We start from the raw sequence: 16567 nt of genomic DNA on the forward strand, positions 1-16567 counted from the left end.
ATTTCAGTCTTTGATTTATTGACTCTCATCCTGACTCTGCGTGCCGGCGCTCTCAATCCATACCGCATCGGTGGTCGAGCGTGTCGTCTTCATGCCCCGGGCAGCGACGGCAATGTCGGCCGCAGTGTTGCTGAGCAAGCGGCGCGCGGCCTGCACCATGGCATTGATGCTTGCATCCACCGGCACCGCCAGCCGGGTACGGCCGCTGACGATTTTCTTATCTGCGAGATGCTGCAGCGTCCATTGCATGCCGCCGGCGAAGCGTTTATCCGGCGTCAGATCCATGTAGCCGAGTTCGGCGCTCACACGATAAGCGGGCGTCTTGCCAAATGCGGTTTTCCGATAAGTATCCACGGCACCCAGCTGTCGCTCCAACTGCCGCGACAATCCCTCACGCAGCTCGTCCGGCAAAGGCGCGGCCCAGCGATCCTGTTCCAGCAGCCTGAGCGTGCCGTCATTATTGTTGAGCATGAGTTGAGGGCGATTCAGACGTTCGGGCACCCGCACCGGACTCACTTCTATCGCGATCGCTTCGCTCCCATGCACGGCGATGGGAGCAATGGCAGCGGCGCCGTCGAGCTCATGCGCGCACGCCAGCGTGTAATAACGCGGTTCGGGCGAAGCGCAAGCGCCAAGTACGCAGGCGGCCGACGCGATCAATGCCGCGGCCCGCAGATCGAGAGGCGTCCTCATGGCTGCTCCTGAGCGGCTTTGCCGCGTATCAACGCTTCCGGATGGCGTTCCAGATAATCGGTCAGATTGCGCAATGAGGCGGCGGCGCGCGTCAGTTCCTGCAAGCTGCTTCGCGCATCCTGCTGCAAAGGCGCATCGGCATTTAGCACACCGTCGGCCGCCTGCAAAGCGCGGCGCGCATCCTGCAAGGTCTCTGCCGCCTGCGGCAACAGCTCGCCGTCCATGTGCGACATCAGCTGATCGGCATGGCCCAGCATCTGCGTGAGCCCCGCCATGGTGCTCTGCACCTGCCGGCCGATCTGGTCGAAAGGCACCTGGTCGAGCCGCTTGATGATGTCGCCCAGCCGGGTCTGGATTTCATCGAGGGTGCCGGGTGTGGTCGCCAGCTCGGGCATGGGGCCATCCACATTCACGCTGGCCGGCGGTGCTTGCGGGAAGAAGTCGAAAGCGATGTAGAGTTGTCCGGTCAGCAGATTGCCGCTGCGCAGCTGGGCGCGCATGCCGCGCCGGTTCATGCTCTCGGCGATGTCGCGCGCGTATTTCTTGTCGGCCAGCTCACGTTGATCGAGGCCGATGCGCGAAGGATAAATCTCGACCACCACCGGGAAGCGAAAACTCTTTTTGTCACGCAGATATTCAACCCCGATGGAACGCACCTGCCCCACCACGATGCCGCGAAAATCCAGCGGCGCGCCGGGCGACAAGCCGCGCACCGACTGATCGAAATTGAGCACCGCCAGTTGCGGAATCAGTTCGTCGGGCGCCTTCATCGCTTCGCTGCGATCGGCGGCCAGCGTGAATTGCCTGTTTTCCTGAGCGCTGCCGGCGGCCGGAGTTATGCCGGCAGTGTACGGAATGTCCGGCGCCTGAAACGCGACGCCGCCCATCAGCACCGTGGCGAGCGCCTCGGTATTGAGTTTGATGCCGCCGGCGTCCAGTTTGATATCGATGCCGCTGGCGTGCCAGAAGCGGGTATCGGCGGTCACCAGCGCGTCGTAAGGCTTGTTGATGAATACACGCAGCGACAGATCGAGACCATTCGGCTCCAGCTGGTAAGCCACTACCTGCCCGACCTGCACGCGCCGGTAGTAGACCGGCGAGCCGATATCCAGCGAACCCAGATCCTGCGCGCGCAAGACAAATTGCTTGCCGGAGGCATCGCTGGTCACCGGCGGCGGCACCTCAAGTCCGTTGAATACAGTGGCGCGATTAGGCGATTTTCCCGCATCGACGCCGATATAAGCGCCCGACAACAAGGTATCCAGTCCGGAAATACCGGACACCGCGAAGCGCGGGCGTACCACCCAGAAGCGTGTGTCTCTCGCCAGAAAACTCTCGGCCGAACTGGCCAGCGCAATCGTCGCCAGCACGTGCGACTGATCCGGCGCCAGTTGCACCGACTTGACCAGCCCGATCTCCACGGCCTTGTAACGCACCGCCGTCTTGCCGGGCGTAAGACCGTCGGCGGTGCGGAAGCTCACCGTGATTTCGGGCCCGCGCTGCGCCAGCGTGTGGACCAGCAAGGACAGTCCCACCAGTGCCGCGACGATAGGGATCAGCCATACCAGTGAAGGCAGCCAGCGTGTACGGCGGCTGATTTCCGGCTGCGGCGGATGGATAGATGGCGCTGCCTCGGAAACATCCGGCATGTCATTGCTGCTCATGATTTTCTTCCAGTGCATCCCACAACAGGCGGGGATCAAAACTCAGCGAGGCCAGCATGGTCAGCACGACCACTGCAGCAAAGGCCAGCGCGCCGGGGCCGGGAACGATGGTCGCCAGGCGGCCGGCGTGCACCAGCGCCGCCAGCAGCGCCACCACGAACACGTCCAGCATCGACCAGCGTCCTATCGTCTCCAGCAGCCGGTAGAGCCGGGTGCGCTGGCGCAAGCGCCAGGTAGCGCGAAAATGAACCGACATCAAGAGCAGGAACAGGCTCATCATCTTCATGATGGGCACCACGATGCTGGGAATCAGAATGAGCAGCGCCAGCGCACGCGAACCGGACAGCCAGACATACACTACGCCGGAAAACACCGTATCGCGCGAAGACCCGAACACCGATTGCGTGCTCATGATGGGCAAGAGATTGGCCGGCACATGCAGGATCATGGCGGCGATCAGAAAGGCCCAGCTCCGCAGCAGACCTTCCGGCTTTCGATGCCGGAGATGCGCGCCGCAGCGGGGGCAGCGGCGGCCGGTCAGGAAGCGCGGACTGAGAAGCTGACAGGCATGGCAGGCCACCAGGCCCATGGAACGCGCTGTGGGGATGAAACGATGAGGTGCGCTCATGCCGGCTTGTCCGATCCCGGCCTGACCTGCTGCCACAGATCGCGCGGATCGAATGACAGCATCGCGGCCAATACCAGCACCAGCAGGCCGAACGACCAGAGCGCAATGCCCGGCACCACTTCCGCCATGCTGGAGAGCTTGGTCAGCGTGACCAGCATGCCGAGCATGTAGACCTCGATCATGCCCCAGGGCCGGATGCGATGCAGCGCATGCGCGACGTGGCGAAAGCCCCAGGGCAGACGATACTGGCGCGTACCCAGCAGCAGATACAGCATCATCAGCAGCTCGGCCAGCGGAAACAGAATGGTGGTGACAAACATCAACACAGCGATCGGCGCCATCTGCCCCGCGTACAGCTTGCTGATGGCGCCCCACAAGGTGGTCTCGGCACGCATGCCCTTGATGTTGATCTCGGCGATCGGATACAGATTGCTGAGACAGAACAGGATCAGTGCCGCAATCACCAGCGGCAGCATGCGGCGTCGCGCAGCGCTGCTTTCGCGATACAGCGGACTGCCGCAGCGCAGGCAGGAGGCGTGCTCGCGCAAGGCGAGCGCCGCACGCTGGTGCACCGCGTCGCAATATTCGCAGGCAATCAGATCGGTGCGTTCGGCTTCCGCTGTCCGGACATCGGCAGCCTCCCTGCGTACCAGGGTGTAAGGGCGCGTTTTCATTTCGGCGGTGTGGCGACGTAATCTGTGGTGCTGCGGCCGGCCGGCGAGACTAAGCTCAGCCGGCCGCACCTCAGCCCTCTTTATTTCAGTTGCGCCACCAGTGCGTCTGCGCCCTTCTCTATGCCGGCCTTGGAGGCGGCAAGCGAGCCCATGCTGGCGCCCAGATTCCAGGGGCTGGGGAATTGCTTGGTGATATAGGCATTGAGCAGACGATCATCAGCAGCCTGATAGATCTCGACCGAATAGATCACCGAGCCGGTCAGGCTGCCTTCGCGGTCGCGCGCAGTCTGCACGCCGTTGTAGATGCCGCCGGCTATGTCGAAGCGCGACAGCGTGCCGAGCACCGGCGTATTGGTCACGGCGCCGGTCAGCGTGATGCGCACGCGCAAGGTATTTGCGGTGGCGGTATTGACCAGCGTAAAGCGGCTGCGCAGCTTGTCGGTGAACTGGCCTTGCATGTAGCTGGCCAGCGTGGCCTTGTCTTTTTCCGACATGTCGCCGAATTGCTGATCGGCGCCGCGATAGATGCTCACCGGTTCGATGATGACGGAGTTGTAGCGCTTCCAGTCCACCGGCGTCGAGTAGCTGTAAGGCACGCGACCTGAATCGTCATTCGCATTCGCCGTGAGCATCGGCGACGACGAAATACCAGAATAGGCGACCGGCTTGGTGCTGCTGCATGCCGCCAGTGCCAGACTGAACAAGGCCATGAGGGCCATCCGTTTTGCTGTGCCGGGGAGAGTCATTTCAATTCCTTTCAATAATTCAGGACGATGCAAGGCAGCGCCTGATTTGGGTAAACAGACGAACAGCAGATAAATAAATAGCGGATGAACAACATGGCAACAACATGCCGGATCAGGCATGCGCCCGCCGTCAGCGCGAGACAGCGAGTCTTGACTTCCTGAGTCAGCGCGTCGGATGAAGATGTCGCGCATGGCATCGCCGGCTTGCCCGGGAATATCCATCGCGCTTGCGATCAAACGCGTGCATCACGCATCGGCACCGAATCTGGGATGCAATATAGCATCGAAAAATCAATTTGCAAACCGTCTGGTCGGTTTTTACAAAAAGAAGGACGAGGAACAACAACTCGCGTTTTTAAGTGCAAGAGGAAACGGAGATGCTTGCCTGAAGAGAATGTGGATGCAGGATTCGCCGGAGCTGGCCGCAGAAAAAACGGCTTGGACATGGCGCAAGCCGAAGGGAGAAGAGAGAGGCGTAACGCGGCGGTCGGATGCGGCCAGCGCCCGAAATGCCATGTCGCCGTGGATGCGCTTATTTTTTTGTGCTGCGTTTCTTTGCGGCCCTGGCCAAAGTCTCCCAGCGCTTGCTGTCGCGCAGATGATCGAACAGTTGCTCGCGCTCTTCATCGGACAAGGGGCACAATCCGAACAGCGCAGACAGCAACAGACCGCGCGCCGCCATCCAGCGCAGCGTCGCCATCTCGGGATCGGCGGCTTCGGCTTTGATCGCCGCCAGTTTGCTGGCATCGATGTCGCGGAACATGGACAACAGCCCCGGCTCTTCTCCGATGGCGCCGAGAATCGCGAAGGCCACCGATTGCGGCTGCGAGATCGCCTCGCGCGCGACTTCGATCTGCGTGGTCAGATGAGGCTCAGGCGACGCCGCGCCGTCGTTGGCCATGTAGTCGCCCGAGAATTTCTCGAAGTACTCGACCTGATGTTCCAGCAGCGCCTGCAATACGGCCCCCTTGCTGCGGAACTGATGCATCAGCCCGCCCTTGCTGATGCCGGCTTCGCGTGCGATGGCATCCAGCGTCAGCTTGCCGGCGCCGTCGCGCGCAATGATGGTGAGCGCAGCCTGAATGACGAGATTGCGGGATCGTTCCGAACGGGTGGTGTTGTCCATAGCCTGATCTGAGTGCGGGCAGCATGCCGCGAAAGGCATGACGATAACGCGGAATGGAGTCGGAAACAATCTAGGCAGTCTGTTTTTGCAGTTTATTGCACTCGCCCCGCTGCACGCAGGCTTGCGTTCTATTGCTGCGCTTGCTTTCAGCCTGCAGTTTTGCTGCTCTCGCTTCGCCTATTTACAGAGAACAATCACCCACCTAATATAGCGCCGGGCGTCGCTGCCAAGACACGGCAGCTCGCCCCTCCACTCCTTCCAGAACAAGAGAGACAACGAATGATCGATCACACCGGCGTCATCGTCAGCGATTTTGACAAGAGCAAGAATTTTTACCGCGCGGCCTTTGCCGCCATCGGCTATGAGTTGCTGGCCGAGTTTCCGGCCGCAGTGACGGGACATACCGATGTCGCCGGCTTCGGCGAACAGGGCAAGCCTGACTTCTGGATCAGCAAGGGCACACCGAACGTGCCGCCGCTGCACGTGGCCTTTCGCGTGACGGATCGCAAAATCGTGGACGCCTTCCATGCCGCCGGTCTGCAAGCGGGCGGACGCGACAACGGCGCGCCCGGCCTGCGCGCGCACTATCATCCTGACTACTACGGCGCCTTCTTGCTCGATCCCGATGGACACAACATCGAGGCGGTCTGCCATTTGCCTGCGCCAAAATAAAAAAGCTGCTCCGCATATTGCGAAACAGCTTCAGGAAACGAGGGCTGCACTTCAAAACGATGCCGGATGATCGTTGAGGAATGGCTAATCTTTGCCGCTCCTCATCGGATCACCCATTCATCACCTCAACGCTGACTCAGCTTTCTGCCGGCGGATGCGGATGAAGAATAAGCCGGCGCTGCAGCGCCGCTTGCAGCATGCTCGTCCAGCACGAACACACTCACCAGTTGCGCCAGACCGGCGGCCTGCTCCTGCATGGAAGCGGCGGCCGCAGCGGCCTGCTCCACCAGCGCGGCATTCTGTTGCGTGACCTCGTCCATCTGCGTTACGGCGCGGTTGACTTCTTCAATGCCCGAGCTTTGTTCCTGGCTGGCGGCGCTGATTTCCGCCACCACATCGGACACGTGTCTGACGCTGGCGACGATCTCCTGCATGGTCGTGCCGGCCTGCCCCACCAGCGCCGAACCTGCGTTGACTTTGCTGACCGAGTCATCGATCAGCGCCTTGATTTCCTTGGCGGCGCTGGCACTGCGCTGCGCCAGCGTGCGCACCTCGGAAGCCACCACGGCAAAGCCGCGCCCCTGTTCGCCGGCGCGTGCAGCTTCGACTGCGGCATTGAGCGCCAGAATATTGGTCTGGAAGGCGATGCTGTCGATCACGCCGATGATGTCGACGATCTTGCGTGAAGACTCGTTGATCGCGGCCATGGTGCCGACCACCTTTTCAATCACTTCGCCGCCGTTGAGCGCAACGCTGGAAGCCGATGCCGCCAGTTGATTGGCTTGCCTGGCGTTGTCCGCATTCTGGCGCACGATGGAAGTCAGTTCTTCCATCGAGGAAGCGGTTTCTTCCAGCGCGCTGGCCTGTTGCTCGGTGCGTGAAGACAGATCGAGATTGCCGGCGGCGATCTGATTGGAGGCCGTGGCAATCGTATCGGTGCCGCTGCGCACGCCGCTGACAATGCCGGACAGGCTGTCGCGCATGACCTTGATCGAGCGCAGCAGGCTGTGGCGGTCGTTGCCGCGCAGCGCGATTTCCGTCGAGAGGTCGCCCTGTGAAATGCGCTCGACGATGCCCATGGCATTGGCCGGCTCACCGCCGAGCTGCGCCAGAATCGCGCGCAACATGTAGACGGCGATGGCAGCAATGATGGCCATCAGTACGCCGCCGATCAGCAACAGCAGCAATGCATTGCGGTAGAAGGCCTGGTTGATGTCGTCGATGTAGGCGCCGAAACCGACCGTCCAGTCCCAGGGCTCGAACCTGGTCACGGCGTACAGCTTCTGCACTTTTTCCACGGTGTTGGGACGCGTGCCTTCAGCCTGCAGCAGTCCGATCTCACGCCCGGCCAGCGCAGCGCGATAGCGGTCGCCGTCTTCCTTCGCGGTCTTGTCCTGGATGCCGACCCGCTTGGGATTCGGATGTACATAGTTGAAGTCGTCGGTATAGCCACGCACGAAAAAGTAATTCTGATCCTTGGCGAAGCTGCCGATGATCAGCTTGGCTTGCGCCTGCGCTTGTTCGCGCGTCAGCTTGCCCGACTTTTCTTCGCCGTGGATTTTCTCCATCGATGCCTTGGCCAGCGTGACCAGCAAGGACAATTGCGCCTCGCGCTCGTCCAGCATGGTTTTCTTTAATGTGTTCAGCGAAACCATCGCGATGATCACAATGCCGAGCAGCGTCGGCGCACACAAGAGAATAATTCTCGTACGAAGTTTCACTAAGCGTCCCCTGAATTGAACAAGATCGGTTTATTTATATGTAGTCAGGGCGAAGCTGCTTGCCCTGCTCGCAGATTCTACAATTTTTATTCGGGGGAAAAGAGCGCGCAACCGCCAGGCTGTGCCCGGCGAAGCACATGCCTTCAGAATGAAAGCAGTTTGCAATCGGACTGCAAGCAAACTGAAAGGAAATGCCGGGAACGGCTTCGCAGACGTCGCTCCGGCAATCCGGATCAGAAAGGCAAGATCAGGACTACAGATTCTGGTCCATGAGGAATGCGGCAACCACGTCTGAGAATTCCTGCGGCAGCTGATCCGGCAGCGGCACCATGCCGCCCTTGATCGCCACCAGCTTGCTGCCCGGGATCGCTGCGGCCAGCTTGGGCGCATAAGGCGAAGCATGCGGATCGTCGGTCGCCTGGATCAGCAGCGTGGGCGATGCGAGCAGGGGAAGGCGCTCTTCCATCACGTAATGCGACACGACATGATGACCATGCGAAGCCATGTCGCCGGCCTTGACGGCATCAACGATGTAACGCTCCATCAGCTCGATGTTGCCGGCCGGGTAGTAAGGCTGGCGCCGGCTCCACAGCTCGGTGAGATGCTTGCCGTCAGTCGCACGTTCCACTTCGTCAATCGTGCGACGACCGGCATGCGCGGCGCGGCGCGCCGCATCGTTGAGCGGGCATGAGGACAGTACCAGCGCCGAGATACGCTGGGGCTGGCTGGCCGCCATCTCCAGCGCGGTGACTGCGCCGGTGTGATGGCCGGCTACCGCCGCATGCTGAATGCCGAGCGCATCCAGCAATTCAAAGGAAACCCGTGCCCAGCGCTCGATGGAGTGCTCGGCCATCGGCAGCCGACAGGAATCGCCGAAGCCGATGGTATCCATGGCGATGACCTTGAACTTCTGCGCCAGCAAGGGAATGACATCGCGGAATTCGTCCCAGGAACGCGGCGTCTGATGCAGCAGCAAAAGAGGAAATCCTGCGCCTGCCGTGGCGATATGTATGGCGCCGGAAGCGGTTTCAACAAAGCGACGGTGTACTGCGGGCAAGGTGGTGCTGGAAGTCGTCATATCGGATTCGCCTGATGGTTCATGATTGAAATTTGAAGATTTGAAGAACAGTGCTACGTACAAAACGCCCGCACTCAGATATCCAGCACCAGCCGCCCGCGCGTAATCTGCCCGCGCTCCAGTGCCGCATGGGCGCCGGCGGCATCGGCCAGCGGCCGTACTTCGCTTACGCGCGGCCGCAGCACGCCCTGCTGCGCCAGATCGGCGACTGCCTGCAGCACGCTTTGCTGATCGCTGATCATGGCGCGCGTCACGCGCACGCCGAACTCGTCGGCGCGGTCGACGATGGGCCCGGCCATCAGCCAGACCAGATGACCGCCCTTTTTCAGAACCGGATAAGAACGTTCATGCGTGGCGCCGCCGACCAGATCGAACACCACATCCTGATCGCGCAACGTGCCGAAATCTCCGTGGTCGTAGGCAATCGCATGCTGCGCACCCAGCCCCAGCACGTAGTCGACATTGGCCGCGCGGCAAGTGCTCGTCACCTCGGCGCCGAGATGCGCCGCCAGTTGCACCATCAGACTGCCGACCGCGCCGGAACCGCTGTGCACCAGCACTTTCATGCCGGGCTGAATCGCGGCGACCTGCACGACAGGAATCCATGCGCTGATGCCGGGTTGCAGCAGCGCCGCCGCTTCGTGGCGCGACAGGTTGACAGGCTTGAGCACGGCGCGCTGCTCGGCCACCACGATCACCTCGGCGCTGGTGCCGCCGCTCAGCATGTCGGCCATCACGCACACGGTGTCGCCGACTGAGAAACGCCTCACTTCGCTGCCGATGGCTTCGACGATACCGACGCCGTCGCGCCCCGGAATTTTCGGCAGCGCAATCGGCAACTGCGCCTGCAGCAGGCCGGCGCGTATTTTGGTATCGACCGGTGCGACGCCGGCCGCCAGCATGCGGACGCGCAAATCCTGTTTGCCGACTTCGCCCTGCTCCAGCTCAAGCAGCTTGAGCACGTCGGGAGAACCATATTCCTTGAACTGAATTGCGCGCATGCATGTATCCGCCACCAATTGCCGCTCTGTCTGAGCGAACCTGAATATCTCACCGCGAAAAAAAAGCCACTCAGCCGAGCGGCTTTTTCAATGGACTGTTTTGCCAATCACGGAGCTGAATTGATCAACGCATCAGTTCCGAATAAGTCGGTACGTTGTTGGCCCAGCCTTTGGTCAGCGGCGCCACGAACACGTTCTCGGTACGGGTGCGCGAAATCTTCCACACACCGTCGACCTTCCTGAACAGATTGTTGAGGCGGCTGGAACGCAGCAGCGAAGAACCGTCGCCGAAAATCCAGGGCTGGCAATGCACCCATTGGCCATCGGCCTCATCGCCGTTGACATGAATCTGCTCGGACGTCAGGTAGTGCACATTGAGCAGCAGTTCCGGATCTTTCTTCTGGCCCCAGAAAGCCTGGAAATGCTTGCGGATCGCGGCCTTGCCCACGGCCTGGCCGAACTGGCCCTTGTAGTATTCGCCGACGCCTTCCCAGATCGCATCTTCCGAATACAGCTCCAGAATCTTCTCGATGCGTTCGTCATCCGACGCCACCGGCTCCGGGCATGGCGTGTCGCACAGGAACATGTAGCGCGCCTGAATGCGGCGGATGTCGGCTTCGGCTTCCAGCACGTTGAGCCGGCGCTTGAGTTCGATGATGTCGTTGCTGACAGTGGATGCTTCGCTCATTTTTTCCCTTGTTTCGGATACGTGGAACTCAGGCGCGCAATGCTCCTGATGCTTTATTTTTTTGCAGTGGATCAGAACTGATTCACGCCGCCTTCGGCAAGCCGCCAAGCGGATGATAGAGCCGGTTGAAATAGATCAGGCCGTGCGGTTCTGCGGCAACGGCAATGTCAACCACGCTGCAGAAGAACACACTGTGCGTGCCGATCTGCTCTACCCGGCTGATCCTGCAATCCAGATTGACGGCGGCATCGACCAGCACCGGCGCACCGCTGCTGAGCATGCCCCATTCGCCTGCGGCATAGCGCTCGGCGACATCCATGCCGCGCCGGCCGAACGCATTCGACAGAGCCTCCTGATGTGCGCCCAGCACGTTCACACACAGAGCACCGTTCTGCCTGATGACGTCATGCGAAGCGGCGCTCTGGTTGACGCAGACCAGCAGCGTCGGCGGTTCATCGGTCACACTGCAGACCGCCGAAACGGTCAGGCCGTGACGGCCGGCAGGACCGTCGGTGGTGACGATGTTGACCGCCGCGCCGAGCCGGCTCATCGCTTCGCGAAAGGCCTGCTTTACTGATGGATCCTGCGTCATGTCGGTTTTCATTTGGGGCTCCGGCTCTCACTTGCCACACTTACAGATAGCGCTTGAGCAGTTTCCTGGTCGCCACGCGCAAGACGCGGTCGAACAGATAGCCCAGCAAACCCAGCGCGATGATGCCGACGAACACCCACTCGGTACGGCTGAAGTTGCGGGCGGTCCAGATCAGTGCGCCCAGACCTTCACGCGCCGAGACGATTTCAGCGGAGACCACGGTCAGGAAAGAATTGCCCATGGCGATACGTGCGCCGGTGACCATGAACGGCACGGTCGATGGCAGGATCACGGTGGTCAGGATCTGCAACTGGCCGGCGCCCAGCGACGAAGCTGCACGCAGACGCAGCGGGTTGACCGCCTGCACACCGGCGATGGTATTGAGCGTCACGATAAATACGGTGGTGTAGAAGATCAGTGCGATCTTCGACAACTCGCCAGGGCCGAGCCAGATCACTGCAAGCGTGACGAAGGCGATCGGCGGGATGAAGCGGAAGAACTCGATGTACGGATCGAGCAACTGGCGCACCAGCTCGAAGCGGCCCATGAAGATACCGAGCGGCACACCGATCAGCACGCCCGTGCCCCAGCCGGCCAGAATACGGCCCGAGGAGGCCAGTACCGATTGTTGCAGAGTGCCGTCGCTGATCAGTTCCAGCGCGGCAGCCCAGGTCACCGAGACCGATGGCAGGAACAGCGGCGAGGTGGTCATCGAAACCAGCTGCCATAGCACCAGGCCACCGACGATGGCGACCACCGAAATCAGAAACGGGCGCATTGCTTTCATACTCTTTCCTAAACTGGATGGCTTGGCCGCGGCAGCGGGCTGCTCGACCGCCGGCGTCGCTGTCTGGGTAAGCTGCGTCATTTCACCAACTCCTCTTCAATCAAACCTTGGGCGCGCAGCACGCGCGTGACTTCTGCGCCGATGTCGTCGCGGATGCGCGCATACAGCGCCATGCAGGCCGGGTCTGCCGGATCGCGCGGATGCGGCAATTCAATTTTCTCGATCGCTTTGATGCTGGCGCGCGGACCGGCAGTCATGGTGACCACGCGGTCGGACAGCAGAATCGCTTCCCAGATGTCGTGGGTCACGAACACGATGGTGCAGCCGGTGCTCTTCCAGATGCGGTCAAGCTCGCTCTGCAGCACTTCGCGGGTCTGGGCATCGAGCGCACCGAAAGGCTCATCCATGAGCACCACCGACGGCTCGTTGACCAGCACGCGGGCGATCTGCGCGCGCTGACGCATGCCGCCGGACAGCTCGGCCGGGAACTTGTCGATGGCGTGCTTGAGGCCGACCAGCGACACGTAGCGCTCGGCCGCGCTGCGCCGTTCGGCCGCAGGCACGCGGCGCAGCTTGAGACCGTACTCGACGTTCTCGCGCACGGTCAGCCAGGGAAACAGCGCTTCCGAGGACTGAAACACGACACCGCGGTCCAGCCCGGGGCCCTTCACGGGCTTGCCATCGATCAGGATCTCGCCGGCCACTTCCTGAAAGCCGGCGATGGCGTTGAGCAGCGTCGACTTGCCGCAACCGCTCGGGCCGAGCAGACAGACGAACTCGCCTGCGCGGATATCGAGGTCGATGCCGGCCATGATCTCGTTGCTGCCGATGGTCAGCCCAACGCGCTTGATGGATACGGATGAACCGCGTGCCGAGTTTGTCATGCCTTACCCCTTGTAGAAACCGCGCTGCAGAACCTTGCTCATGTCGACCGGCGCCTTGATCGCCTGCTTGGACAGCAGGAACTGACCGATGGCGTTGGCGGTGTTGAGATCGGCGTCGGTGAAGTCACGCACCACCGGCTCCATGTCCTTGAGCGAATTGAGCGTCTGCGGCACCGGAATGCGGGTCACCGCCTGCACCGACTGCGCTGCGCGCGGCGGGTCCTTGCGGGTGATCTCGGCGGCTTCAGCCAGCGCCTTGAGAATGTTGCCCGCCACTTCCTTGTTCGATGCCAGCCAGCCGGCCGTCGCCGACAGCCACAGCGTGCTGGTGTAACCGACGTCGCCGCAGGTCATCAGGATGTGGCCGCCTTGTTGCACGCCCAGCGTCGGCCATGGCTCCCACACGAAATAGCCGTCGATGTCGCCGCGCGCCAGCAGTGCCGGCAGTTCCGGCGGGCCGGAACGCACCATCTCGACCTTGCTCGCATCGATGCCCATTTTGGACAGCGTCAGGCCGGTGACGTATTCGCTCACCGAGCCGGCGACGATGCCGAACTTCTTGATCTTGTCGACGGTAGGGATGCCCTTGCGCGCGACCAGCTTGAGGTAAGTCTTGGACTGATAGGTCACTGCCAGCGGACGCAGTTCGGCGCGCGACAGGCGCACGATATGCGTAGGCTCGCCGGCACAGGCCATATTGACCTGATTCGCCACCAGCGCGTTAAGCGCTTCGCCGCCATCGGTATAAGGCTGCACCGTCACATTGGCGCCATGCTTGGCAAACAGCTTCTCATTGGCCGCCACGAAGAAGGCGGTGAACACCGGATCGGCACCGACGCCGATGGTCACCGGTGCGTTTTGCGCCAGGGCTGGCAGGCTGGGCAAAGCGCCGGCCGCGAGCATGGACGCGCCACTGAGGAGAAGAGTACGACGGCGACGAAAGACAGTGGAATTGGTCACGAGCTTGGTCCTCATATTTGGATTGAGATTGGAATCATGGATTACTGCAAACTTCTTCGGCCCCCCTGAGCCACAAAGCTGAAACTCCGTTGCTGCAAGATCTCTTGCTACCTGAGCGCATAGCGCATTTTCCGTGCCTGGCATGTGACTGCGGCATTCAGCATGAGCGCAGTCTTCACCCGCGCGATGCTGATCCATACCCATTGCAAATGCACTCTTTCAGGCCGGCGCCGCGACGCATTTGCATGCATCGGACGATACCGGCCCGTCGGCTTCCTTCACTGTATTTCCATTGATGCTTTTTCGTCATTGCTGCGGCCTGCAGCATCACTAAAGTTTTCTTTAGCCCGGCTGCCATTTTCCTTATTGCACCCGGCAATAGATGGCATGCATGCAATCTCCCGCGCCGTGTGCAGACCTGCTGTTCACACGCACACCTTATTTCACCACCGCCAGCGTGGGCGCCATGCGTGCAAACACGGCGCCGGCGGTTTCATAAATACTTTCGCTGAGCGCGGCGTGCTGAGTCACCACCATGGCATCGCGCACGATGCGCTGCAGGCGATGGGTGCGCTGGATCGCCGCCATGCCGGCAATCTGATACGCCTCCTGCACCACTTCGGCCGAGGTGCGCGCGGCATAGGTTGCACTCAGGCGCAGCAAGGTATCGAGCTCTTCCGACACCGGGTCGCCGGCCAGCACGCAGTCCCATGCCTTGATGCAGGTGTCGTAGAAAAACATGCGGGCGCTGCGCCACTTGGCTTCGCACAGCCCCAGCTTGATGCGGTAATAGGCGCGATCACCAAGTCGGGGCGCGCCCGGCATGATCTTGGCGCCGCCCGCCATTTCAGTGACGATATCGAGCGCGGCACGCGCCAGACCGACGTTCACTGCAGCGTGCACTTCTGCCTGATAGGCCAGCGAGGGATAGCGGAACAAGGGCTCGTCGATCAGGCCCGGTGCGCCACGCGCGCAAGTCCATTCATGCGCGAAGAATTTGTCCTTGAGGCGGGTGTCATGGCTGCCGGTGCCCTGCATGCCGACCACGTTCCAGTTGTCGACGATCTCGACCTCATCGGCGGGGCATACCGCCATCAGTGCGGGAGCCGGCACGCCATTGACGGGCGGCGCATCGTTCTTGATGCCGACGCCGATCCAGTCGGCGCCCTTGCAGCCGCTGGCGAAATGCCAGCGGCCGGACACCTTCCAGCCGCCCGGCACCGCTTCAGCAGTCTGCAGCGGATACAAGCCGCCGGCGTAGACCTGATCCGGACCGTTGGCGTAAATCTTTTCCTGAGTGGCAAGCGGCAATGGGGCCAGATAAGTATTGGCGGAGCCGAAAGCAGCGACCCAGGCAGCGGAGCCATCGGCGGTGCCGATGCGTTCTATCATCTGCAGAAAATCGGCCGGCGGCAGTGCATCGCCACCAAAACGTTTTGGAGTGCTGGCACGAAAAATGCCTGCAGTTTTCATCGTGGCAATTGCATCTTTTGGCACGTACGATAGCTGATCGAACTCATCGCGACGCGCCGACACTTCACGAATGAGCGCATCCATCGCAGTTTCATGCGCTTGTCCATCCGGTGTATTGTTGACACCAGCATGTTGAAGCCTTGCATCCAGGATCGATTGATTCATAAGAAGTAAGTGTTGTGTGATGTCGATGACCCAGTTTCGCCACTCACCATGTATTAGTCAAATTCATATTAATCATAGAATGAATGAGAAAAATTAATACAGAGACCCTGGATCTGAATCTGATCCGGGTCTTCCTGGCGATCTGGGATACCAAGAGCCTTACCGATGCCGGCGAACGCCTTTGCCTGACCCAGTCTGCGGTCAGCCACGCACTGAAAAGGTTGCGCGCCGAGTTCAACGATCCCCTTTTTGTGCGCGACGCCAACTCCATGGTGCCGACCAGCGCTGCGACCCAATTGCAGGTGCCGCTGCGCCAGGCGATCGGCATCATCAACAGCGCCGTGATGGAATACACCGCCTTCGACCCGATGCGGACCAACCGGGTATTCCGGATTGCGATGTCGGATGTGTCGGAGTATTACTACCTGCCGCCGCTGCTGGCGGAGCTGGAACAGACCGCACCGATGGTGCAGCTGGAGGTGGTGCGGCTGGACATCCACTCGGTCGGCGCCTCGCTCTACACCGGCGACGTCGATCTGGCGGTCGGCTATCTGCCGGGACTGAAAGGCGAATGCGTGGACAAGCCCTTGCTGACCGACAGCTTCGTCTGCCTAGTGCGTGCCGGGCATCCCTATGCCATGCGCGAGCTGAGCCGCAGCAACTTCACTGATCTGCGTTTCATCTATGTCGGCACCGAAGCCACCGGCCATCAGATGGTCGAGCAATGGCTGGACGAAAGCGGCATCCGCCGCAAGACTGCGCTGCGACTCGGCCACTTCACCATGGCGCCGGAAATCGTGCGGCGCACCGATCTGGCGGTGATCTACCCGCGCAGCATCGCCGAACGCGTCAATCGTTCACAGGAATTTGTTTTACTGGAATTGCCCTTCGAGCCGCCCTCGATCGAGGTCAAGGTGCATACCCATGCGCATTTCACCAGCGACATGGGGATTCAATGGCTGAGCAACATGCTGGCGAAAAAGATTTCGCTGGCGGCTGCGGCCTGACAGGCTGC

17 protein-coding genes are annotated in these 16567 nt (G+C 61.2%); 2 read left to right on the forward strand and 15 right to left on the reverse strand.

The window, feature by feature from the left end:
• Positions 1-15: 15 nt before the first annotated feature.
• From PQR62_RS02075 to PQR62_RS02100, 6 genes are all read right to left on the reverse strand, one after another.
• Positions 16-693, reverse strand: coding sequence for a PqiC family protein (locus PQR62_RS02075; RefSeq protein ID WP_408154274.1), 678 nt, complete (start codon positions 691-693; stop codon positions 16-18).
• The gene (locus PQR62_RS02080) at positions 690-2342 is read right to left on the reverse strand and encodes a PqiB family protein (RefSeq protein WP_408154689.1); all 1653 of its coding nucleotides are present in this window, start codon (positions 2340-2342) and stop codon (positions 690-692) included. Before PQR62_RS02080 ends, PQR62_RS02075 begins: the two co-directional genes overlap by 4 nt.
• Before the next feature lies 1 nt (position 2343).
• Positions 2344-2985: a paraquat-inducible protein A gene (locus PQR62_RS02085; protein WP_408154276.1), complete on the reverse strand. Its 642-nt coding sequence runs from the start codon at positions 2983-2985 to the stop codon at positions 2344-2346.
• Positions 2982-3659, reverse strand: coding sequence for a paraquat-inducible protein A (locus PQR62_RS02090; RefSeq protein WP_408154278.1), 678 nt, complete (start codon positions 3657-3659; stop codon positions 2982-2984). The genes PQR62_RS02085 and PQR62_RS02090 overlap by 4 nt, the downstream gene beginning before the upstream one ends.
• Before the next feature lie 80 nt (positions 3660-3739).
• On the reverse strand, positions 3740-4369 hold the full coding sequence (locus PQR62_RS02095; protein ID WP_408154280.1) for a DUF3313 domain-containing protein: 630 nt from the start codon (positions 4367-4369) through the stop codon (positions 3740-3742).
• A gap of 568 nt (positions 4370-4937) precedes the next feature.
• Positions 4938-5531 (reverse strand): TetR/AcrR family transcriptional regulator, encoded by a 594-nt coding sequence (locus PQR62_RS02100; protein ID WP_408154282.1) that lies wholly within the window; start codon positions 5529-5531, stop codon positions 4938-4940.
• A gap of 279 nt (positions 5532-5810) precedes the next feature.
• Between PQR62_RS02100 and PQR62_RS02105 the strand changes: the two genes are divergently transcribed.
• The gene (locus PQR62_RS02105; RefSeq protein WP_408154284.1) at positions 5811-6203 is read left to right on the forward strand and encodes a VOC family protein; all 393 of its coding nucleotides are present in this window, start codon (positions 5811-5813) and stop codon (positions 6201-6203) included.
• Between the two features lie 125 nt (positions 6204-6328).
• Here PQR62_RS02105 and PQR62_RS02110 read toward each other — a convergent pair whose 3' ends face one another.
• The 9 genes from PQR62_RS02110 to PQR62_RS02150 form a co-directional block, all read right to left on the reverse strand.
• On the reverse strand, positions 6329-7924 hold the full coding sequence (locus PQR62_RS02110) for a methyl-accepting chemotaxis protein (RefSeq protein ID WP_408154286.1): 1596 nt from the start codon (positions 7922-7924) through the stop codon (positions 6329-6331).
• 253 nt (positions 7925-8177) lie between these two features.
• On the reverse strand, positions 8178-9002 hold the full coding sequence (locus tag PQR62_RS02115; protein WP_408154288.1) for an alpha/beta fold hydrolase: 825 nt from the start codon (positions 9000-9002) through the stop codon (positions 8178-8180).
• A 74-nt stretch (positions 9003-9076) separates the two neighbouring features.
• Entirely contained in the window at positions 9077-10003 is a 927-nt protein-coding gene (locus PQR62_RS02120; RefSeq protein ID WP_408154290.1) for an NADP-dependent oxidoreductase, read from the reverse strand.
• A gap of 124 nt (positions 10004-10127) precedes the next feature.
• Positions 10128-10691 (reverse strand): nuclear transport factor 2 family protein, encoded by a 564-nt coding sequence (locus PQR62_RS02125; protein ID WP_408154292.1) that lies wholly within the window; start codon positions 10689-10691, stop codon positions 10128-10130.
• Positions 10692-10773: 82 nt separating this feature from the next.
• On the reverse strand, positions 10774-11295 hold the full coding sequence (locus tag PQR62_RS02130; protein ID WP_408154294.1) for a flavin reductase: 522 nt from the start codon (positions 11293-11295) through the stop codon (positions 10774-10776).
• Between the two features lie 28 nt (positions 11296-11323).
• On the reverse strand, positions 11324-12070 hold the full coding sequence (locus tag PQR62_RS02135; protein WP_408154296.1) for an ABC transporter permease: 747 nt from the start codon (positions 12068-12070) through the stop codon (positions 11324-11326).
• Between the two features lie 77 nt (positions 12071-12147).
• Complete coding sequence (locus tag PQR62_RS02140) at positions 12148-12954, reverse strand: ABC transporter ATP-binding protein (protein ID WP_408154298.1); 807 nt, start codon at positions 12952-12954, stop codon at positions 12148-12150.
• Between the two features lie 3 nt (positions 12955-12957).
• Complete coding sequence (locus PQR62_RS02145; protein WP_408154300.1) at positions 12958-13929, reverse strand: ABC transporter substrate-binding protein; 972 nt, start codon at positions 13927-13929, stop codon at positions 12958-12960.
• A gap of 423 nt (positions 13930-14352) precedes the next feature.
• Positions 14353-15552: an acyl-CoA dehydrogenase family protein gene (locus PQR62_RS02150; protein WP_408154302.1), complete on the reverse strand. Its 1200-nt coding sequence runs from the start codon at positions 15550-15552 to the stop codon at positions 14353-14355.
• A gap of 83 nt (positions 15553-15635) precedes the next feature.
• On the opposite strand from PQR62_RS02150, the gene PQR62_RS02155 reads away from it, so the two are divergent.
• Positions 15636-16559 carry a LysR family transcriptional regulator gene (locus tag PQR62_RS02155; protein WP_408154304.1) on the forward strand — a complete coding sequence of 308 codons (924 nt, stop codon included), beginning with the start codon at positions 15636-15638 and terminating at the stop codon, positions 16557-16559.
• The last annotated feature ends 8 nt before the right edge of the window (positions 16560-16567 follow it).

The organism is Herbaspirillum lusitanum, assembly GCF_046025995.1.
Taxonomy (GTDB): Bacteria; Pseudomonadota; Gammaproteobacteria; order Burkholderiales; family Burkholderiaceae_D; genus Herbaspirillum; species Herbaspirillum lusitanum_A.